The organism is Desulfitobacterium nosdiversum (assembly GCF_049860565.1).
Lineage (GTDB): Bacteria > Bacillota > Desulfitobacteriia > Desulfitobacteriales > Desulfitobacteriaceae > Desulfitobacterium_A > Desulfitobacterium_A nosdiversum.
In genome coordinates this window covers 158,362-179,885 of sequence record NZ_CP172056.1, presented here as the reverse complement: position 1 = coordinate 179,885, position 21,524 = coordinate 158,362, and the positions used below count along the sequence as shown (strand labels likewise).

Annotated in this window: 19 protein-coding genes and 1 pseudogene; 14 read left to right on the top strand and 6 right to left on the bottom strand. The window is 40.4% G+C overall.

Translation table 11 applies throughout. The annotated features are described in order from the left end of the window. Positions 1 to 22: 22 nt before the first annotated feature. The 10 genes and pseudogenes from ACHOLT_RS00910 to ACHOLT_RS00865 all read left to right on the top strand — a co-directional run bounded on the left by ACHOLT_RS00910 (position 23) and on the right by ACHOLT_RS00865 (position 9,547). Positions 23 to 811, top strand: a complete 789-nt coding sequence (locus tag ACHOLT_RS00910; protein WP_425805156.1) for an enoyl-CoA hydratase-related protein — start codon at positions 23 to 25, stop codon at positions 809 to 811. Then, on the top strand, positions 811 to 2,046 hold the full coding sequence (locus tag ACHOLT_RS00905; RefSeq protein WP_425805153.1) for a CaiB/BaiF CoA transferase family protein: 1,236 nt from the start codon (positions 811 to 813) through the stop codon (positions 2,044 to 2,046). Before ACHOLT_RS00910 ends, ACHOLT_RS00905 begins: the two co-directional genes overlap by 1 nt. 29 nt (positions 2,047 to 2,075) lie before the next feature. Next, positions 2,076 to 3,551, top strand: coding sequence for an SLC13 family permease (locus tag ACHOLT_RS00900; protein WP_425805151.1), 1,476 nt, complete (start codon positions 2,076 to 2,078; stop codon positions 3,549 to 3,551). Positions 3,552 to 4,082: 531 nt separating this feature from the next. Next, positions 4,083 to 5,468, top strand: coding sequence for a sodium:proton antiporter (locus tag ACHOLT_RS00895; protein WP_425805149.1), 1,386 nt, complete (start codon positions 4,083 to 4,085; stop codon positions 5,466 to 5,468). Positions 5,469 to 5,613: 145 nt separating this feature from the next. Beyond that, entirely contained in the window at positions 5,614 to 5,856 is a 243-nt protein-coding gene (locus ACHOLT_RS00890) for a reverse transcriptase domain-containing protein (protein WP_425805146.1), read from the top strand. Beyond that, positions 5,781 to 6,053 (top strand): annotated as a pseudogene (locus tag ACHOLT_RS00885) (IS4 family transposase); the annotation flags it as partial. The gene ACHOLT_RS00890 and the pseudogene ACHOLT_RS00885, both read left to right, overlap by 76 nt. A 46-nt stretch (positions 6,054 to 6,099) precedes the next feature. Beyond that, entirely contained in the window at positions 6,100 to 7,161 is a 1,062-nt protein-coding gene (locus ACHOLT_RS00880) for an NADH:flavin oxidoreductase (RefSeq protein ID WP_425805144.1), read from the top strand. Between the two features lie 537 nt (positions 7,162 to 7,698). Then, complete coding sequence (locus ACHOLT_RS00875; RefSeq protein ID WP_425805142.1) at positions 7,699 to 8,358, top strand: redox-sensing transcriptional repressor Rex; 660 nt, start codon at positions 7,699 to 7,701, stop codon at positions 8,356 to 8,358. Positions 8,359 to 8,696: 338 nt separating this feature from the next. Next, the gene (locus ACHOLT_RS00870) at positions 8,697 to 9,002 is read left to right on the top strand and encodes a hypothetical protein (RefSeq protein ID WP_425805140.1); all 306 of its coding nucleotides are present in this window, start codon (positions 8,697 to 8,699) and stop codon (positions 9,000 to 9,002) included. Between the two features lie 32 nt (positions 9,003 to 9,034). Then, positions 9,035 to 9,547, top strand: coding sequence for a thioredoxin domain-containing protein (locus tag ACHOLT_RS00865; protein ID WP_425805137.1), 513 nt, complete (start codon positions 9,035 to 9,037; stop codon positions 9,545 to 9,547). A 178-nt stretch (positions 9,548 to 9,725) separates the two neighbouring features. Here the strand turns inward: ACHOLT_RS00865 and ACHOLT_RS00860 are convergent, their stop codons facing one another. From ACHOLT_RS00860 to ACHOLT_RS00835, 6 genes are all read right to left on the bottom strand, one after another. Then, positions 9,726 to 10,664 (bottom strand): hypothetical protein, encoded by a 939-nt coding sequence (locus ACHOLT_RS00860; RefSeq protein ID WP_425805134.1) that lies wholly within the window; start codon positions 10,662 to 10,664, stop codon positions 9,726 to 9,728. A gap of 6 nt (positions 10,665 to 10,670) precedes the next feature. Beyond that, positions 10,671 to 11,489, bottom strand: coding sequence for an ABC transporter ATP-binding protein (locus tag ACHOLT_RS00855; protein WP_425805131.1), 819 nt, complete (start codon positions 11,487 to 11,489; stop codon positions 10,671 to 10,673). 2 nt (positions 11,490 to 11,491) lie between these two features. After that, entirely contained in the window at positions 11,492 to 11,926 is a 435-nt protein-coding gene (locus ACHOLT_RS00850) for a hypothetical protein (protein WP_425805128.1), read from the bottom strand. Between the two features lie 147 nt (positions 11,927 to 12,073). After that, positions 12,074 to 12,814 carry an SDR family NAD(P)-dependent oxidoreductase gene (locus ACHOLT_RS00845; protein ID WP_425805125.1) on the bottom strand — a complete coding sequence of 247 codons (741 nt, stop codon included), beginning with the start codon at positions 12,812 to 12,814 and terminating at the stop codon, positions 12,074 to 12,076. A gap of 133 nt (positions 12,815 to 12,947) precedes the next feature. Next, complete coding sequence (locus ACHOLT_RS00840) at positions 12,948 to 14,951, bottom strand: alkaline phosphatase family protein (RefSeq protein WP_425805123.1); 2,004 nt, start codon at positions 14,949 to 14,951, stop codon at positions 12,948 to 12,950. 64 nt (positions 14,952 to 15,015) lie between these two features. Then, a complete protein-coding gene (locus tag ACHOLT_RS00835) occupies positions 15,016 to 16,359 on the bottom strand; it encodes an MFS transporter (RefSeq protein WP_425805120.1) in 1,344 nt (447 codons plus the stop codon). Positions 16,360 to 16,846: 487 nt separating this feature from the next. On the opposite strand from ACHOLT_RS00835, the gene ACHOLT_RS00830 reads away from it, so the two are divergent. The 4 genes from ACHOLT_RS00830 to trxB all read left to right on the top strand — a co-directional run bounded on the left by ACHOLT_RS00830 (position 16,847) and on the right by trxB (position 20,913). Continuing rightward, positions 16,847 to 17,737 carry a LysR family transcriptional regulator gene (locus ACHOLT_RS00830; protein ID WP_425805118.1) on the top strand — a complete coding sequence of 297 codons (891 nt, stop codon included), beginning with the start codon at positions 16,847 to 16,849 and terminating at the stop codon, positions 17,735 to 17,737. A gap of 334 nt (positions 17,738 to 18,071) precedes the next feature. Continuing rightward, on the top strand, positions 18,072 to 19,301 hold the full coding sequence (locus ACHOLT_RS00825) for an MFS transporter (protein WP_425805115.1): 1,230 nt from the start codon (positions 18,072 to 18,074) through the stop codon (positions 19,299 to 19,301). Between the two features lie 20 nt (positions 19,302 to 19,321). After that, positions 19,322 to 19,657 carry a thioredoxin family protein gene (locus tag ACHOLT_RS00820; protein WP_425805113.1) on the top strand — a complete coding sequence of 112 codons (336 nt, stop codon included), beginning with the start codon at positions 19,322 to 19,324 and terminating at the stop codon, positions 19,655 to 19,657. Positions 19,658 to 19,692: 35 nt separating this feature from the next. After that, positions 19,693 to 20,913, top strand: a complete 1,221-nt coding sequence (trxB, locus tag ACHOLT_RS00815; RefSeq protein WP_425805111.1) for a thioredoxin-disulfide reductase — start codon at positions 19,693 to 19,695, stop codon at positions 20,911 to 20,913. The last annotated feature ends 611 nt before the right edge of the window (positions 20,914 to 21,524 follow it).

Genomic DNA, 21,524 nt, shown 5'->3' with positions numbered 1-21,524 from the left:
ATATGCGTAGGGAGGTAGAGCAATGGAATTTAAGCATGTACTATATGAAGTGAAGGATCAAGTTGCCTATATTACGTTGAACAATCCGGCCAAGCGAAACCCTCTCAACATTGAAACAGACGCGGAGCTGGAAGCATGCCTCGACTTGTGCGACTACGACGACAATGTGCGCATGCTGGTGATCCGGGGTGCAGGTGGGAATTTCTGCGGTGGCGGTGATCTCAATGCAATGAAAGCCCGCATCGATCAGGGAATCAGGGGAACCCGACCAGTTTGTCGCGCCCTGGGGCAGACAATAATAAGGTTGCGCAACGTGAAAAAGCCTACCTTGGCCTGGATTGAAGGCGCCATAGCGGGTGCCGGCATCGCTTTAGCCCTAGCTTGTGATTTTACGCTCATTGATGAGAGCAGCAAGGCTACTTTTGCCTTCGTGAACATAGGCTTTATCCCCGATTCCGGATCTGCCTATTTTCTAGCTAAGGCAGTTGGCACTGTCCGCGCTACCGATCTGCTTATGTCCGGCCGCGTATTTACTGGTCGCGAGGGTGCCGATTGGGGCATGTTTACTGCGGCCTTCCCTAAGGAAGAGTTGGAGGCCGGCGTTCAGAAATACATCAAGAAATACAGCAATGGACCTACTGTTGCTTACGCAAATGTGAAGACCTTGCTGAATCGGATTCAATATTCTGAATATAGCCTTGTCAGCCAAAGTGAACTGGAGCTTCAAGGGGAGTGTGAGCTCACCCATGATTTTGCAGAAGCTGTGACCGCGTTTCTGGAAAAGAGGAAACCCGATTATCAGGGACGTTAATGAAGAAAGGAACGATCCGCGATATGGAAACTATTTTTTCAGGAGTCAAGGTTATTGACTTTACAAGTAACCTTGCAGGGCCTGGTGCTACAGCACTTTTAGCAGACTTCGGCGCGGAGGTTATTAAAGTCGAACGGCCTGTGGCCGGTGATGACATTCGGGGTATCGCCCCCCGCATTGAGGGCCAGGCCATCTTCAGCACCTTTACAAACCGGGGAAAGAAGTCGGTCACCCTGGCGCTGGATGATCCCGACAGCATTAAAATCCTCCGCATGATGATTGCGGATGCCGATGTAATCATAGAGAGCTTTAAGCCCGGTGCGATGAAAAAATTTGGTCTGGATTACGACAGCGTGATCCAAACCAAGCCAGACATCATCTACTGCTCCATTTCCGCCTGCGGTCAGACCGGAGCCAACAGCAAAAAGCCTGGCTTTGATATAATTGCCCAAGGAATGAGCGGCCTAATGGATTTAACCGGTGACCCTTCAGGTCCTCCGACAAAGAGTGGTTCCACAGTGGGAGATTATATTGGCGGTATTAATGCATTTGGCGCCATTGCATCCGCACTCTATTATCGTCTACGGAAAGGTGAGGGCCAGTATATCGATATTGCTCTGTTGGACGGTCTAGTAGCTATCAATTCTTCCATTGAGGGTGCAGCTACCCTAGGCATGGATCCCCATCGGATAGGCAATCACCACACTAATATGGCGCCATATGGTGTGTTCAATGGCAAGAACGGGCAAAGCGTAATCATTGCTGCCTATACGGGGAGCATGTGGCCGAAGCTATGTCAGGTCATGGGCAGGCCTGACTGTATAGAGGATCCGGACCTGAGCAGCAATGCAAGCCGTGTGGCGAACTTGGAAAAACTCATCCGGACTATCGAACTATGGCTGGGTACTTTCGACGACATCAATGATGCTGCCTCTCTTTTAGCTACTGCTGGTGTAGCCTGCTGCAAGACCAGAACAACCAAAGAGGTTGTAAACGATCCAGCCTTGTGGGAACGCGGTACGCTTGTCGAAGTCGAATTGCCTCCCAGCTTTAAGAAATACTCCACTGTCAAGCGGCGTGGCCCGTGGATCAAGTTTTCCAAGACGCCCGCCAAAATCAGCCGTTCCTGCGACCTTGGGGAACACAATTATGAGGTGCTGGGCAAATACGGTCTCAGCAATAGGGACATTGATGAGCTTCAGAACAGGTGGAATGATAAGTTCAAAAAGCAGTAAAATGGATGAAAATGGAGGAGAATACGACTATGGCAATTACTATGGCAAAAACTCCGCCGCGCTCAACAACAAAAATGGTTCCAATTCTTATAGCCATTGTAATCTATGTGATTTTCCAATTTATACTCCCGCCAGCTGCGCCTATTACCAAAGCAGGCATGGGTGTGTTGGGTGTTTTCTTAGGAACGCTGGTGCTCTGGATAGCAGTAGGAAGCGCATGGACCAGCGTAATAGGTCTTGGTATGCTGGCCACCACAAATATAGCCAACTCATCTACCATTCTCAAAGAGTCTTGGGGTAACATGATGGTCCCGTTCCTTGTTTTCTGCTTTTTGCTCAACTATGCGATGGCGGAAACAGGTCTCTCCCGTAGGATTGCCCTATGGTTTGTCACACGTCAAGTTTTAAAAGGCAAGCCCTGGCTTATCATGGGGGTCTTCTTCTTCTCCGTTTGGCTTATTAGCCTTGTGCTTACCAGTTCTGCAGTTGTAGCCATGTATTTAGGTATCGCAGAGCAGATGTTCAAAAACACAGGCTATGAGCCTGGCGAAGATCTTCCGGAGGCGACTGTCTCATCTACGGCCTGGCTGGCTCAAGTGGGCCAGGCCATGACGCCCCTCTCTCATGCTGTCACGCTGATGGTTCTAGGCTTCATCGCCGCAGGTTTTAAAATCAATGTCTCTGTAATCCAGTTCAGTATGGTTGGAATTGCATTCGGAATCGTATTCTTCATCGGGTTTTTCCTGGTATTCCGGTATGTTATTCGACCGGATGTTAAAAAAATGGGCGCGCTTGACATCGATTACCTCAAGAGCACAGTACCGCCCATGGGACGAAAGGAACAAATCGTGGCGACAGCCTTTATCCTGCTGGTATTGTTCTGGGTAAGTCCCGACCTCCTTAAGTTAATCCCCGGACTGACTGGCCTGTCAGCCTTTGTAGGTGCACTGGGTCAGTGTATTCCCGTTATGATCTGCATCGGTATTCTTTCTGCTTGTAAGTATGATGGCGAGCCCGTTCTCGATCTGCCTGTGGCATCCGGGAAAATCAAATGGGTTACTGTTTATATGATGGCAACACTTATGTGCTTTGCCTATGTCATGGATCTGAAGGCAGGCGGAATCACCGCGTGGATCCAGCAAAAAACAGGAGCAATGCTGGGCGGGCTTCCGGCATTGGTTTTTATCGCCATCGTTATCCTTTGGATCCTCGTGCAAACCAATTTTATGTCCAACACTGTAAGCGCAGTCATGTATACAGTGGTCACCCCTATTGCACTTACAATTACCGGTGTGAACCCGATCGCGCTGGGGCTTTGTATCGGTATGGCCGCCAATCTCGGTTTTTCTACACCTGCAGCTTGCCCGGTGTGTAGTATGGTGGCGAGCACAGAATGGGTGCAGACCAGCTTTATGATGAAGTATGGCTGGCCCATGGTCATAGTCGGCTTTATCTCTCTGTATTGTGTTGCATATCCGCTGTTCTCTCTCATGTTTCCCTTTTAAGTTTTAAGAATGAAGCAATATATGATCAAAACGTAAGGCAGAACTACGGGAGGTCATCTGCAAAGTACGAGATCTCACCGACAAGCCCTTTGCTGTACATCAATCCCCTGTTGGCCAGCGTGTCGATCGAATTGATCACATTCATACCGTTCAGGAGATCATTGACGAAATTTTATATGTCACACAGACCATTCTAACCCGTATTTCTTAGCAACAAAAAGAATGCTCTCTCTTTCACAACATTGTATTCAAAAAGGTGAAGGTAGGGCTGCTGACGAATTGATATGCTCCCCTAAAGGTAGACAGGTTAGATAATAAAAACCGACTACCAGAAGGGGAGCATATTCAAAATATGCCAATACAAAGCAGCAGAAAAAATTTTCGCTAGTAACTACTACCTGAAAAGGGTGGTTTTTCAGGATCTTGAGGGTTTTTGGCTTTTCTTGTTTTCCGTTTCAGCTTCGGCCTGTTGTTTCTCCAATTAAAAATTCGTTTATTGCTATCCAAAGAATAGAATTGGAGGAGAGAAAAATGGAGCATTATTTAGGTAATGTGTTACCATTGTATTCAGTAATCCCCTTTATCGGTATGTTATTATCCATTGCCTTATGTCCTATTCTAACTCCTAACTTTTGGCAGAGAAATTATGGTAAGGTATCGGCTAGCTGGGCAGCTCTAATAGCAATTCCTTTAGTTATAGCATATCTAGGAGAAGGCATTAATCAGTTATTAACTGTCATTATCGCCGATTACATTCCTTTTATTATTCTACTGGGTGTACTCTTTACTGTAGGCGGCGGCATCTTGCTACGCACTACCTTAAAGGGAACGACCTTTGTTAATGCAGGCTTTCTTGTGGTTGGCTCAATACTTGCTTCTTGGATGGGCACTACAGGAGCAGCCATGTTGATGATTCGTCCGTTCCTGCGGGTTAACAAACATCGGAAATACCGGTCATTTATGGTAGTCTTTTTTATTTTCATGATCGCTAATGTGGGAGGAGCCTTGACACCATTAGGCGATCCCCCGCTTTTTCTAGGCTTTTTACATGGGGTACCTTTCTTTTGGACGTTGCGTGTGATTGCACCCATGCTTACCGTACTTATTGCTCTGCTTCTGATTTATTTAGTCTTTGATGCCTATTATTTGCGTAAGGAACAAAAAGAACGGGCTAGTTTATGTCCTGATCCGGATTCAAATGATGTAGCTACTGCTTGTACGATCTCAGGTAAAACCTTTGAACTTTTAGGGGCACAGAACTTTATTTTGTTAGCAGCTATCATAGGAATGATTCTCTTCAGTGGTAGTGTAAAAATGGGCTCGGTTTCTATCTTAGGAGTCCATCGTGATTTACAAGATATTGTTCGTGATGTTTTACTTGTGGTTATTCTGATTATATCCATGAAGATAACACCTAAAGCTCTCCGAGAAGAAAACGAGTATTCTTGGGCTCCTATTCAGGAAGTAGCTTATCTCTTTTTTGGCATCTTTGTAACCATGGCACCTGTCCTAGCTATCTTGAAGGCAGGAGAAGCAGGAGCTCTAGGGTTCATCATTGCTGCTGTCAAAGAGCCGGCCCATTACTTTTGGGTCGCGGGAGCTCTTTCCAGCTTCCTGGATAATACTCCCACTTATCTAATCTTCTTTAGTACTGCTTTGGGCCAATTTTACCCAGGCATGCCCGAATCTGTAGCCGTTTCAAAGCTGCTTGTTGAGCATCCCACTTATCTAATGGCTATTTCAGCAGGGGCGGTCTTCATGGGTGCTAATACTTATATCGGTAATGCGCCAAACTTCATGGCTCGTTCCATTGCTGAGGAATTCGGGGTACACATGCCTAGTTTTTTTGGGTATATGGCTTACAGTATATGCATTCTGTTACCCCTCTTTGGTTTGGTTACTCTTATTTTCTTCTAGAAGTTGAAACTTTTTTATTAAAAACAGAAAGCACGTAAATGTTGCTACCTGCTTTTAAAAATTAACTTTCTAGGCTCCAGATTTAAGGACTTGTTTTCTTGAGAAGCACATTAAAGAATATGGGACTTTAGAAAGAAGATTTCTCATGAACTGTGTCTGTCCTCAATTCCCACTCTACGAACAGGATTTTCTGGACTTATCCTACGGATTCCGACCAGGAAGAAGCTGCCATGATGCGTTGAAAACACTAAATCACAAAATTGAGTATGGTAAAACTAGCTATATTGTGGATGCTGATATCCGTAGCTTCTTCACCAATGTCAACCTTTCTCCCGTTATCTCATCCTTGAGTGGGAAAGGAGACAAAACACGGATGAGCGTTCGCTAGGAGGACTGTTTTATCTTTTTGCTTATGAGGTGATGGACCTTGACCTAAAAACGGCATTACGCCAGTTAATGACATTTGTCCTCAACCTTTTAACGAATGAATCAGGGAATAATGAGTCATCGCTTAGTCAATTACAGAATTGGATGAGTGAATTACCCAGTTATATTAAGGTTTTCTTCGTACAATCGCGGTGCTAAAGTTGAGTCATTTAAAAATAATATTTATTTAAGGGAGGAAATTTATATGATTAAAGCATTGGAACCAATACAATTCAAAAATATAGGATTTAAAAACAGAATTGTGCGTTCAGCAACAATGGACCCGCTTGGAAACCATGACGGGACTATTTCAGAAGCACAATATAATCTTTATGAAACATTAGCCAACAATAATATTGGACTAATTATCGGAGGACAGATTTTTGTAACTCCTGTAGGAAGAGTCGGATTAGCTGAAAATGCAATGTGCGATGACCGCTACATTGATTGTCATAAGAAAATGGTTGACATAGTTCATAAGGCAGGCACAAAGATAGTTGCTCAGATCAGTCATTGCGGTGCTGCGTCAATGAGTATTAACGGCAATCCGCCGGTGGCTCCATCTCCAATTCCTTATGCTGGTTCAAGTATTGTTCCAAGAGAACTTACTATTCCTCAAATTGATGTAATAATCCAGCAGTTTATTGACGCTGCTGAAAGATGTAAAAAAATAGGCTATGATGGAATTCAAGTACACTGTGCCCATCAGTATTTATTATCAGAATTTGTAAATCCTGTTTATAACAAAAGAAACGACGAATACGGCGGAAGCATAGAAAATCGTTTTAAAATAACAGAGAAAATAATAATAGGCATTGTTAAAGAATTAGGAGATAAATATCCTGTATTTTTGAAAATCAATTCCAATATAGAAGAAAATGACGAAGACTATTATAAAGATTTAGTTTATGTCGCACAAAAATGCAAGGAAATGGGAGTTGAGGCAATAGAATACAGTGGCTACAATTTTACACCCTTAGGTAGAAAGGGACTTCACAACTATTATATGGAGAGAGTGTCTGCAGTAAGGAAGGAAGTTGATATTCCAGCTGTTTTAGTAGGCGGCATCAGGAACTTCAAAGATATAGATGAGATAATAGGCAGCGGCATAGAAATGGTTTCTTTGTCCAGGCCGTTTATTTGCGAACCAGATCTTGTAACAAGGCTTATTTCAGGACAAGAAGAAACACAATGTACAAGCTGCAGCAAATGCTTTTATCTGTACAAGAAAGAAGGCAGAAGATGCATATTCCATGAAAAGAAATAATAATATAAGAATTTCAACTTTCGGTGCGACCAAGCATAGGTTGTGAAGTTTTGCTGGTGAGAATCCTACTTGGAAAGGCTAAAGCCAAGAGTGAGTCTTGGACGGTTGGAAGTAATTTTAGACGTTAAGCGTAAACAGTTAGGTAGTAGGCCTGAAGGTAATTGGGCCTCGAAATGAGTAAACCGGAGAAGTTGACGTTTTCGTAACTACGGAAGACAACACTCATTTATGTGTAAAGGCGAGGGTGAATGATCTGTGCTTTTCTGTCAATCAGTAAAGACATTCTGGCCCAACCCGGATATAGACTGGGTTACAGCATGTTTTTACGATACGAAAGTTGAGTGATTTATATAATGATTCTGCTGCAGAAATCCCTATTTTTACATTTCACTGACTACATTTAGTGTAACACTTTAAAATAAACCACTAGATATAGCGTGTCAAATCGCAAAATGGTACTTTTTGCACTAAAATCAATATAATAGGAACGATACTATATTAAGCTAATAGTAAAATTTATTAAAATGGGGGATAGGATTGATAACTTTAAAAATACCCGAAGCAGCTATTGTGCGCCTATCAATGTATTCTCGCTTTTTGGGAAAAAAGTGTAAGGTAGATAAAAATACTATATCCTCCGAAGAAATTGCAAAAGGCGTTGGGGTCAACTCAGCCCAAGTTAGAAAAGATTTAGCATACTTCGGGGAATTTGGGATCCGAGGGGTTGGCTATAATGTAACGAGTTTATATAAGCAGATCTTAAACATTCTCAACTTACATGTAGACTGGGATATTGCTTTGGTTGGCTATGGACACTTAGGCCGTGCTTTAACTTCATATAAAGGTTTTCGAGAACGCGGTTTTATATTTAGCCATATCTTTGACAACGATCCTCAAAAAGTGGGGACAAAAGTCAATGGGATTGAAGTATTGCCAGTGGAAAGACTGGAAGAAGTGATAGGAAAAAATCGTATGCCAATTGGGATAATTGCTACACCTCCCGATGTTGCAGGAGAAATAGCTAATTCATTTGTTAATGCAGGAGTTCAGTCCATTTTGAACTTCGCACCGATTGCTTTAAATGTTCGTTCTAATATCGAAATTCGCAATGTAGATTTAACGGTGAATTTGGAAGTATTGACCTTCAATAGTGTTTTACAAATGACTAATGATGTTAGGAAAGTTGGAATCAATTGATTTTAATCAAATTTGCTCCTGGTAATCGACAATGAAGATTGGAGAGATCTTAAGGTTAAACCGGAGAAATCCCTCTGGAAGGTAGGCTGACGTGATTTAGCTTCTTGTAGGCCATACCCAATTGGGTAGGATCGTCGTCTATTAGGTGACCATTGTGATTACGGAAATGTTGTCTTCCAAACTGCCAAACTTTGAAGGTTTCTCCAATTTAATGGGATTCAATCACACAATACCATCAGGCGGGTGCACTTTGCGGTAAAATCATTAAGACAGTATACTGATGATATCTTATTCACGTGGAATGTGTTTACCATCTAATTGACAGGAAATCGATTGTTTTGATTGAATTGTTACGCAAATCTACAAAGTTGAAATCCCACTACCAAATAATCCCCTTAAAGCATTTAACTCATATTTCATTCAAGGCAAGGAAAGAAATCCTGATCGATACGGGTTTTAATCAACCCGAGTGTCAAGCGGCCATGGATGAAGGAATAAGAGAATTAGGATTTTCCATGGAAACCACAGATATCTTGGTTACCCATGTTCACGGTGATCATTCGGGTTTAGTGCGTTACCTAGTCACCCCTAACAGAAAGGTATTTTGTGACTCTTACACTGCAATGCAAACGGTTTTGATGTAAATCAACGCGAGTACTGGAGCTATTTTGAAGATATGATTGATCAAAGCGGACTTCGGGAAGTCCCCCTTTCGGATTACTCAGGCTATAGATATGCAAGTAGACCCGTCGAAGATGTGCAAATTGTAAAGAATGGAGATGTGATTCAAGTCGGCGAATTTAACTTACGGTGTATTCAAACTGCCGGCCATGCCCCAGATCATATATGCCTCTATGAGCCAACAGCTGCAGTAGCCGCTGAACGGTATATTGAGGAATTAGATGCGTTTAATGCGGACGTTCTCCAAAGTGACAAGAAAGTCTTACTACTCTTCTTCAATGCCTTAAATAATGAGAGTTTAGAATTCAGCACCTTATTAGAAGAAGCAAATCAGGAGTTGGATGAACGCTACAAAGTCGTAAAAGTCGATATGGCAACGAAGAAAAATCTGGCTAAAAAATATGAGGTTAATAGTGTACCCACTGTTTTAGTCTTAGATAAAGGCAAGAAAATCAAGCGGCTATACTATTCCGTAGATAAAGAAAAATATAAAATGTCAATAAACTAGAAAAGAGCATCCATGCAAAAAGGAGCGCCTCAGAATCAAAATCTTCTGAGACGCTCCTATGTTCAAATGCCCATTTTAAAATTATAAGCAAATAAGACTGTGTGTATCAAGTTTAGTTTAATTTTGTGGTTTGATATCGGATGCTTTTTCAATCTCATTAAGCTGCCACTTAAAAAAGCTATTTTTTATTCCATATCGCATCATAATAGTCTATTGCTGCATGTGCTTCTGAATAATCTATAAGTTTTTTGCTGACCAGGCATAACGCATCTTTGTCAATAACGCCTTGCTGACTACGAATAGCTTTAAGTTGTTGTAAATATATCTCATTCTCAGCATCCATTAACCATTTTCGATAATTTCGTCTAATTGCGCTCATTTGGTCAAATTGTCGAAACCAGTAGTTTTTCTGCACAATTGGTCCGATAAATTCACCGTGCAGCATCATTTCCTGTTGATGATAAACCGTCGTCATTTCCTGTGCATCGAAAAAGCAATCTCGTGTACCGTCTTTTTTTTCATATACAAAGCCATAGAATGTACGATAAATGTTGTCTTCTATAACTGGATCATCAGCCATCTGATGTCGGGTATGATCATGCCATGCTTTTAGTTGCTGATAACTTGTTTTTGTTAAGACTTTTGCTTCAAAAGCTATTAACAAAGCTCCGTTAAAAAGTTGCAATTCAGCATCATCAAAATGCCCGTAAATTTTTTCAGCATAATTTACTAATAGACTATAAGCGTTATCATTGGCTTCTGTTTGAAAAAACGGTTGCATCATTTTAAAATAGCCATTTTCGTATTGCCTTTTCATTTTTTGCAGTAACTCATATTTGATTTCTTGTAGGATTTGTTCTTTCATACCTGATGGAACTTTGCCGCGTTTAACCAGTCTGATGACCGGTGTTGAATATACTTCTTCTAATCGCTGCTGCCTAATAAAGTCAAACAATTTATTTTCATGACTGGTTGCGCGATAATAGATTTCACCGTTTTTATAAATACTGGCGCAGCCATATATTGCAAACTCAACGTCAAAACGACCTAGAGCTGCCATGCGTCCGACATCTGCGGCACAACGCACATCACGGTTTTCGAAACTAAAATACTCCATACTGTTTCACTGCTCCCTATAGCATAACTTGCATATATCTGATGATGCCTGCACAGTCATGCGTATCGTTCCGTTACCATTTTTTTTGACATCCACAGTTTCATTCATCAGCACTGAAATATTTTGACTGGTAATAACATCATTCGTATCGCCTTGCGCAAAAATACGACCATTGCGTAAAAGCATGGCTTTGTTCATAAAGGATTGGATTTCTTCCGGATAATGGGTGACATAAATGATGGTCACATGACCGCTTTCTGCCAACATACGAACAGTATTCATCATGTGCTCTCTAGCATAGATATCCAATCCTGTACCGGGTTCATCAAGGACAAGAATCTCTGGTCTTGTAATCAGCGCACGAGCAATAAGAATATTCTGTCGTTCGCCTTTACTCATAAGATTAAATGGCTGATGAATTTTTTCACCCATACGCAATTCTCGCATCAGTGCTTTTGCCTGCCGGACATCTTGATCTTTAATGTCGTATTCGATATTAAATGTGCCAAACAATCCAGACAAGACCACGTGCAAAGCTGATTCACTTTTGTAATATTTATCGAAGAAGGAACTGCTGACCCAGCCAACCTTCTGACGTAATGAAAAAATATTTTCAGCATCATATTGTTTTCCTAATACAGTCAATTGACCGGAAGTGGCAGATTTAAAACCAGCAATAGTACTCAAAAGTGTAGTCTTACCACTACCGTTTACGCCAAATATCAGCCAATGATCACCTTTCTTAACTTCCCAGTTGATTTTGTTCAAAAGATAACGTTTACCGGACTTACAGCAAAGATCATTAGCACTCACGATGGTCTGCATGACTATTTCTCCTCTTGATCTAATTTAATATCATCGTTTTTCATGACCAAACATTCATCCCAATCGCCTTCCTCCATATTCAATGCGATTTGAAAACCATTTTGATTTAATATCCCCATATTTTTGCATCCCCAGGCCATGATTTCACTAATTTTTGCGATATTCATCTGACGTTTTTTTTCGTTTTGGTCCAAGCCTTCATAATAATCAAATTCCAGGTTGTCTACAAAATTACGAGCACTGCGGTAAATTTCCGGTTCGATGCCAAATTCGATACGGTCGCAGTTATCACAATAAATTTCAACTCGAGCATCTTCGACATCATTAAAAATGATGCGATTGAGATTTAACTGACCTCCACAATATTTGCAGACACAACGTTTAGCTCGTTTCTTCAGCATTTCTATTCTGCTTTCTGAACAATATAATGAATTCATTTCTCTGCCTCACTTTCCCAAGATGCAGAAATATCCTGTTTTTAGTATGAAAAGCAGGATACTTCTGTATCTATACCTGACTATACTTTCTTAAAGTTAAACCCTTTATTTAATTGATATCTATCATAATAGTAGAGACAGATATATTTAGTTCATGTACATTCCGCCATTAACATCAATTGTTGTGCCAGTAATATAATCTGACAGGGGTGAGCTTAAAAAGTATACTGCATTAGCAATGTCTTGTGCTGTTCCAAGTCTGCCCAGTGGGACATCTTCCGGTTTGTGGCGTCCCTCCGTCATTGGCGTAACAATTAAGCCTGGAGCAACACAGTTTACATTGATTTTATGGCTTGAATAATGATTGGCATAAGATTTGGTTAGAGCCATAACCCCAGCTTTAGAAGCTGCATAGTCTGGACTTGTCCTTCTACCGGCCATTCGTCCGGCAAGGGAAGAAATGTTAACTATTTTTCCGCTGCCTTGTTTTCTCATCGTCTCTATAAATGCCTGTATCATTAAATGTGTTCCGCGTAAATTGGTATCTAAGACACGATCCCATTGTTCCAAAGGAAGTTCCTCACAAGAATATCGGCTTACAATGCCGGCATTATTGACAAGAATATCGATCTTCTTATACTTTTCAATAATTTGACAGGCTAAATTGCTTACAGATGTTGGATCGATAACATCCACAAACATTGGCTCTACTGCTAATCCTAAATCAGAGAGTTCTTTTGAGATATGGTTAACACCTTCTGCATTTATATCAGCTGCTATGACCGTTGCACCGTGCTCTGCCAATTTCTTTGCACAGGCCAGGCCTATCCCTTGACCTGCACCTGTTACTAGTGCTATTTTATCTTGGAGATCGGTTTGATTGTACATACAAATTTTCCTCTTTCGTATACCCATTTAGATGCTTACCAGCCATGATACAGAAATATCCTGTTTTCAGTATGAAAAGCAGGATATTTCTGTATTTATACCTGACTATGCTTTCTTTAAGTTAAACTTTTTATTAATCAAGGATCTGATAAACGGGTGCGCCTTCACATTGCGCCGGCATTCTGACGCCAAGCAAAGTTGCTACAGTGGGTGTAACATCAACATGTCTAACAATACGATCGGTTAAATAATTTTTCTTAATACCCGGTCCTGCTGCTATGAAAACAGAACGTACGGAGGTTCCGCAAGTACCATTAATAGTAGAAAAACTATCTGCATGGTCAGCTGTATATCCTTCTGCGATATAGTAGATAATGTCGCCGCTGTCTGGGCCGCCTTCACCTAATAACGCAGCATCTCTATTACGTAATGCTAAAGCAACGATACGATGACCGGTTTTTTCATCACGCAAGCTATACAGATCGGTCATAATTTTTTCTTCTAATTCAAATTTATCAGCAGGATCAACAATACCTTCCGGATCTCTGCCTTTTAAGTTGATAAAGATATGGCAGTAAGATGAAGTGCTGGCCGTTGTTTTTGACCAGTCAACCTGGGGCAGATCATTTCCATTTTCGTCTTTTTTCAAAACGGTGTAACCTAATTTGCGCATTTCAGAAGCATTAACACCGGCTGAAGCAAGACGATAGACATCGGTGTCATGTTCCGGGGTAGTCTGGCCATGGTCTGATACAAGGAGGATTGTCCAGCCTTCGTCGAGTAATTCTAAGAATTCACCAACGTAGTTATCGGTTTGAATATAGACTTCATCAAACAGGCGCTGACAAACTTCCGGAACTAATTTACTTCCTTTCTTGAGGTAAGCAACTAACATATGACCCTGCAAATCGACATTGTGGAAATGAGAGAAGATAACATCGAAACCCTGTTCATGAGCCATGTATTTAATCCCATTCGCATTCCATTTTCCAGAATGATCCCAGCTTGCTCTCATGCATTTTGAAATTAATACTTCATCAGAACCGCCAGCTAAGCAAACGGGTTGTGGATAACCCACATTTTCAACAACCGTTTTTAATAAACTCTTGGGAGACCATATCGTATCATCATTAAAGTCCATAGCAGCGGATATCCACATACGCAGGCTGCTGCCATCGTCAGCTAATTCAAGAATACGCATGCTACGGTTGGCCATAATACGTTCATCTTTTTTTATCGCTTCATCAACAACATCTTGTACGAAGACATCTTTTTCAAGCACAACGATGGGTTCGGTTGCTTTCTTGTTTTTATAAAGGGCTAAACGGTCATATTTACCTTCAGCATTTTTCAGTATTAAGCAAGAACGATGGATAAGGCCTTTTGCTAATAACAGTGTACATTCTAAGGCATCTGCAGGCGCATCAGTCCAACCTTTTGCAGGTCTAATGGGAGAGCTGACCATATCCATAGGTGTTTCAGAAAGGTTCTGGACATTTTCCTCTGCTTTTAGAGTAACACGCTGGCTCTTTTTAACCGTCAGGCGATTGCACATTAGATTTAGATCATTCGCTTTATCATCTTCTGCAACTTCCATACCGGTAATAAAACAAGGAACCTGACTATCGGATGCTGCTTTACTTCTAAAAGAGACCTCTTGAACCTTTGTGCTGGCTACCATTAATAGTTCGGATTCTACCTGTGCCGTACCCACGTTGATGCCGCCCGGCTGTGTACCGTCAATAACATAAAGATTTTCATTGTCAGAGCTTGGCGGCCAACTGGAACCAGGCCAGTGCCATACTAATGTTTTCAAGCCGGCTTCTGATGTAACATTCCACAACTGCTCTGCATGGCAATTCGTAGAATCAAAATTATATTCGACAATATCATGTTGAACGTTATGTCTGTAATAACCGGTAATGCCATGAACAAGTGGACTTGCACCGGTTGCTAAAGTTGTCCACATGGGCGGTGTTACAGTTGGCTGCCCGCCGATCATTTCCAGATCAGTTCTTGCTGAGCCTCTTTCCATAAATTTTTTAAGGTTAGGCATTTTTCCTTGATCCATTAAACGTTTAGTCATTCGTGGATCTAAACCATCAATCCCAAGAATCAGGACTTTTTTCTTATCCATTTTTGTCCTCCTCAAAATAGATATTGGGTTAAGGGTGATGACGATTATTTTAGTTCCATATTTCTTAAGCCCGTTCAAGGTCGAAAGTTCCCATTTTTTGTAGTTTTTCGTCATCTTTGTCATAGAATTTTTTGCATAGAAGTGTTGCGATTACCACGGCAAGGAAGCCAATGGTTGCTACAATGACTACGGCTGTGCTTATATTGTACATATCCGAAAAGACACCGCAGATAATGGGACCGAGTACCCCTCCAATACCTTGGTTGCTCACAGGTATAAGTGAACTCGCAAACGTACGGTAATGCGGGGGAAGCAAATCTTGGGTTACAGTGTTTACAACGGATTGAGAACCATTAATGCAACCTTTGGCAAGTCCCCAGGTAATAAATGCGATGACAAGATTTTTAGCATTCAGGCTATTTTGCGTAAATGCAAATATGCAGGCAATAAATACGCATATTCCTATAATTGTTCCGTTTAGTCTGCCTTTTGGATTATCCTTAATAAGCTTGTCCGATAATAACCCGATGATTATCGGAATAAACATCGCAAACATTCCGATAAAGCCTATAAAAGTTGAGGCTTGCTTTACATTCATCCCGAAAGTTCGGGTAAATAAGGTTACTCCCCAGATAGACATGATGGTACCTGCAAATCCAATGAGTCCACTTATAATCACGGAAGTTAAAACCGCGGGGGATTTAATTAAATACAAAGCGACATCTTTTATACCTGTTTTTAATGCAGGTTTGGAAGCAGGCTTGGATGGTTCATTCGTTTGCTCGATCTCAGTAACTTTTGCTTTTACATCATTTTTAAAATCAGGCATAAACCACCCGATAATGGCCAGAATAAGTCCGGGAACAGCCACTATCCCGAAACATGCTCTCCATCCATAAGTATAGGCCAGCCAACCTGCCAGCATTAGACCTAAGGTAGCACCGGCGGAAACAGCTGAATTAAAGATTCCAAGTACGAGTCCCCGCTTATCTTTCGGGTACCAGGCCGTGAGCAGGGCTTCAGCTGTCGGTAAATAGCCTGCTTCACCGGCACCGATGCCAAGACGCGCCGCAAATAAAGACCCATATCCTTTTGCTAAACCTGATGCATAGGTAGCAATACTCCATAAAGCCACCATAATTGCTAATACTTTTCGCCGGCTCCATTTATGGGCAATTAAGCTAACCGGGATAACTAAAGCAACGATGGCAATTGAAAAAGCCGAGGCGATGATACCTGATTGTGTATCTGTCAATTTAAAAGCCTGTTTAATATAAGGCAGACAGGCAGCGAGTGTATATCTATCGACCAAATCAAAAAACATCATAAACCAAAGGACTGCAAACCAACAGTTGGCTTTCCACAAAGGCATCTTTAATTCCGCAGTATTCTCAGCAGACTTTGCCATAAAAATCACACCTTTAAGATTATTTTGGTCTAACTATTAACATAATTTAATTTGCAAATTAGCTAAATCTTATTATCGATGACCTAATCTCAGATGTTAAATAAATACAATAAGCAGAATATCCAGCTGCTTAGAAACATTTTTCCATTATTCAATGAGTTTATTTTCTAGTAAAGTGATTCCCCCTTATAAATAGTATCTTGCAATTATCCCACTCAGCTGAAATGGACTTTAGCGACTTCAGTATATGGTATAGTGAAAGTCATAACAAACACATAAAGTTAATGGATTACTATTATCTACAGTTTGAAATTGTAGAATGCAATGTATGTCATATGGAAATGTTATTAAGAAATTTGATTTGCGTAATTTAATAACATTGTTATTCCTTAGGAAATTCGATAGAATTATTTTGTAATAGTGCTCTCTTTCTCTTTTGCTTTCGATTTTACAATAAGCTAATTCAATTTTACGGAGGAGATTATTGTTGCAAATCAATCAATTGTATTATTTAATCGAAATAAGTAAAACGAAGTCTATAACTCATGCCGCTGAAAATTTACATGTCGCTCAACAAAGTATTAGCTTAGCCATAATAAGGCTAGAAAAGGAATTAGGAGTAACGATGTTCAACCGTTCTCACCACGGTGTGACTTTTACCAAAGAAGGTGAGATTGTACTTGAAAAAGCAAAGAATATTATCAATCAGGTTGAGGAATTAACGTCAATGTTTACCTCAGATCGACCATCATTAAAAGGGAATTTAATAATTCATACCAGTGCTTTTGTGGGTATTACCATTTTACCGGACATATTGTTCGGTTTCCTGAAACAAAACCCGAATGTGCATGTAAAAATAACAGAGAGGGAAACACTAGAAATTTTTAAAGCCGCCCAAAAAGGTGAATTTGATATTGGCTTTTTTGGCAGGTATCATAAAAATGTTGAAAATGATAATAATTGTCATATTCTTCAATATGACAGCTTAATAGCTTGTGTCAGTAAGTTATCTCCATTAGCTAAAAATGAATCTATTTCGTTAAAACAGCTTTTAAAGCATCCGTTAGTTGTTTTTTCTCAAAAACAAGAGTTTATTTCTTTTCTTGAGAAATATGGTAAACCGAATATCGTACTGATGGCCAACAATTATGAAGTTTTTAAACAAGCTATTATTGAGGGAGTAGCCGTAGGAATTTACTTGAGTCTAGAAATAAAGAGAGAAATAGATTTTACACAAGGTAAAATAGTGTCTATTCCTATCAGAGATGACTGTAAAATGGCTTATGGCTGGATACATCCGGAAAATGTGCCTATTTCAAAAGTAACACAGGAATTTATTAATTATCTGAATCTTTATGGTACTTCGTTAGGTCGTTGAGAAAATATTAAAAACAAACTCAAAAGTTGATAGTTACATTTCCTACATCTCAGATATTGGATAAAGGCAGGGTAAAATCACCTTTCTTCAAATCATCTTGAGGTGTTTTTTTATTTTAACTGTAGTTACACTTTGCAGTGAAAAACAACTATTAACTGTATATTATACGCAAACCTCAAAAAATTACTGTTATCAAGTAAATAGACAGCTGTGATACATTATAGATGACTTTGATAAAGTATTCACAATTTTTATGAGGAGGGAAAATATGAAAAGAGAAGCCTTAAGAGAGAAAATGATTGTTGATTTTAGTTAAATACAAAGGAGGTTAAAGATGAGTGCTGTTAATCGTAATTTAATCCTGATTAAATGTGCTTTAATCATGGCATGTGCCGGACTTTTATATTCAGTAAGCGTATTTATTAAACCCTTAGCTGCTATTCATGGGTGGAATGTTCAGTCAACGGCAATGGTCGGTTCAGCTATGCTTTTATTCTGGCCTTTAGGTATCTTTGCCGGAGGAAAAATTCTCTCCATGTTTGGTCCAAAGATCACAACGATTATCGGTTCTGTTATGTTTGGCGGCGGCCTGATTTTATCTGCATTTGTTCCAAGCTCACAACCTTGGCTCATCTATGTGACGTATAGTGCCATTAGTGGTTTTGGGAATGGTATTGCATACAATGGAGCTACATTTACTGCAGGGAGTTGGTTCCCGGAAAAAACAGGGTTTGCCACAGGCATTTGTATCGCAGTATATGGTGGTGCTTCAGCATTCTTAGCCCCACTTGCAACAAAATTAATTCTGCTCATCGGTGTTAACTTAACGCTCATCGGTATTGGTACTGCGTTCTGTATTATTGCCATTATAGCCGGTTTGGGATTAGAGTCACCTCCGGATGGATATATACCTGAAGGGACTAAAATCGGAAAATCTGTTGAATTAGGTGCGGATCTGGAAAGTTACACTCTAAAGGAAGCTGTGAAAACAAAGCCTTTCTGGCTCTTACAGGTAGCTACAACATTTTTTCCGTCTGTATACTTAATCATGTTTCCTTTATTTGTCATATTCTGTACCGAAAAAGGTATAAGCCTTGCTATTGCTACGTTGGGCGTTTCCATATTTAGCTTAGCATCCCTAGCCGGTCGTTTTATATTAGGCTCTTTACAAGACAAGTTAGGTTTTAAAAAAGTATATACAGTTTGTTGGTTTTTTACGATGTTATCCGTTTTACTTCTGATTAAAGGAAATTCGGCTCCCATTATTCTTCTGGCGTATGCGTGTATCGGTTTTGGATTTGGACCTGCAAATTGTGTATACCCTTATACTGCAATTCATACTTTTGGACCAAAATTTGCAGGTACGATTTACGGCGGAGTTTTACTTGGATTTATGGTATGGACTCAGGTTGTTCCCCGTATCAGTACGATACTTGTTAATAGTTCCAGCGGCAGTTATACTGCGTCCTTCACAATTGCAGGTATCCTTTGCACAATTGCAATGGTGTCAATGTGGTTCGTACAATCTGTGAACAGGAATAAACGTGCAGAAAATATTACATGAATTGATTTTTAAAAAGGAGTGTGGGATATATGTCTTTAGAGCAATTAAATGAAAATAGTTTTGAAGAGGTTATTTATGATAATGGCGAACCCTGTTTGGTAATTTTCTCAAGGAAAACCTGTCATGTTTGTCAAGGCGTGGTTCCGATTCTAGAAGAGATACAGCCAAAGTACGAAGGCAAGTTCGGTTTTTATTATGTCGATGTAGAAGAGCATAAAACCTTATTCCAAAGATTTTCGCTCAAGGGAGTTCCTCAGATCCTTTTCTTTAAGGATGGCGAATATCAGGGAAAACTTGCCGGAGCCGTTGATGATGAAAAGGTTATAGATAAGATTGCTGAAGTTCTTGAATCCTAACATTAAACTTTGCAGAGAGGGAGAAGTTGAGGGGAATGGAAGACAGTAAAAATGCTTATGATTTAATCATCATCGGCGGCGGCCCTGCAGGGCTCACGGCGGCGATTTATGGGGGAAGAGCGAAGCTGAAGACCTTGGTTATAAACAAAGGAACAGTTGGCGGACTTGTTAATACCACCCGTGAAATTGTCAATTATCCAGGCTATGGGCAAATCAGCGGGTCTGATCTTATGAAAGATTTTAAAAAGCATGCCGATTCCTTTGGTGTGGAGTTTTTGCGCGATGAAGTCGTTACAACGGATTTTTCACAGGAAGATAAGATCATTCGTACAAAAAAAGGCAGGGAATATACAGCGAAGGCCGTGATTATTGCCTGCGGCAGTGAGCCAAGACTTTTAAATATTCCCGGTGAAAAGCGGCTCCAAGGCAGTGGTGTTGCCTATTGTGCCACCTGTGATGCCGAGTTTTTCGAAGGCGAAGAGGTTGTCGTTGTGGGCAGCGGGGACCAAGCAATTGAAGAGGGCATGTACATTACGAAGTTCGCCCGTAAAGTCACCGTGCTTGTGCTTCATGACGAAGGCGTTCTCGATTGCAATAAAGTCAGTGCTGAAAGGGCCTTTCAAAATGAGAAAATGGAGTTTGTCTGGAACTCCACGATTGAAGAAGTCCTGGGAGAAGAGAAGGTCGAAGGAGTAAAAATTAAGAACTTAAAGACAGGAGGTTCTACTGAACTTGCTTGTCAAGGAGTCTTCTTCTTTGTAGGGATGGTTCCTTCCACTCATTTCCTCAAAGACAGCGGCATCGAGAGGGACAAAAGAGGGTATATTCCCGTTAATGATATGATGAAAACAAACCTTGAAGGGGTATTCGCGGTTGGGGATAACCGCATTAAATATTTGAGACAAGTGGTTTCGGCAGCCGGAGATGGAGCTGTTGCAGCGGTTGCCGCTGAACGCTATATTGAAGAAATGAATGCCTTTAATACGAACATTGTTAAAAGCGACAAGAAAGTATTGCTCCTTTTCTTCAATGCTTTAAATAATGAAAGCTTGGAATTTAGCACGTTATTAGAGGAAGCAAACCAGGAGTTGGGTGAACGCTATAAAGTCGTGAAGGTGGATATGGCGACCCGAAAAAATCTGGCGAAGAAATATGAGATCAATAGCGTGCCTGCCGTTTTAGTCTTAAATAAAGGCGAGAAGGTCAAACGGATTTGCTATACAGTGGATAAAGGAAATCTAAAAGCTCAATTATAACTAGAGTTATAAAAGTTTAATGTAGTTTTCTTTAAAAAGAATTGATTTTTAGTTTTGGAAGAACGATAATACACTTCAAGATTTAACATCAATATCCAAAAAGCAATGGCACTTTAGATTATTAATCTAAAGCGCTTTTTGATTTTAAGGATAAGTTTATAATGTGAAAAGAGAGGAACCATGTCTACTCATCAAGCATGATGCTGATTTTCACAATAATTATTTATAGATTAACAAACGATACTGAAGTTAATGTAACAAGAGTGAAGTGTGGTATAAAGAACCTGCGTTCTTTTCTGTTACGGGTAAGATCAGTAGGGCAATTATTAAAGTCCTGTGAATATTGCAGAAATCAAAAGTTAAATTCTGCTATACTATGTTTATTATGAAATGCGCGAGGATAAGCTGCAAGTGGGTTTTTGGCGCGAAACCGTAAAGTCTAGTAAAATCGGAAGTTGCATGGGGCCTTTTGGGCCCTTTTTATATTGCTTTTTATAAACAAGGAAATCTAATAGATAAGCTCTCGACTTAGGGGATTGTAAAACGATTAAATGTGGATACTAAAATAATCAAGGTATTATCTTTACATATTTTAATACCAGGTCATATAT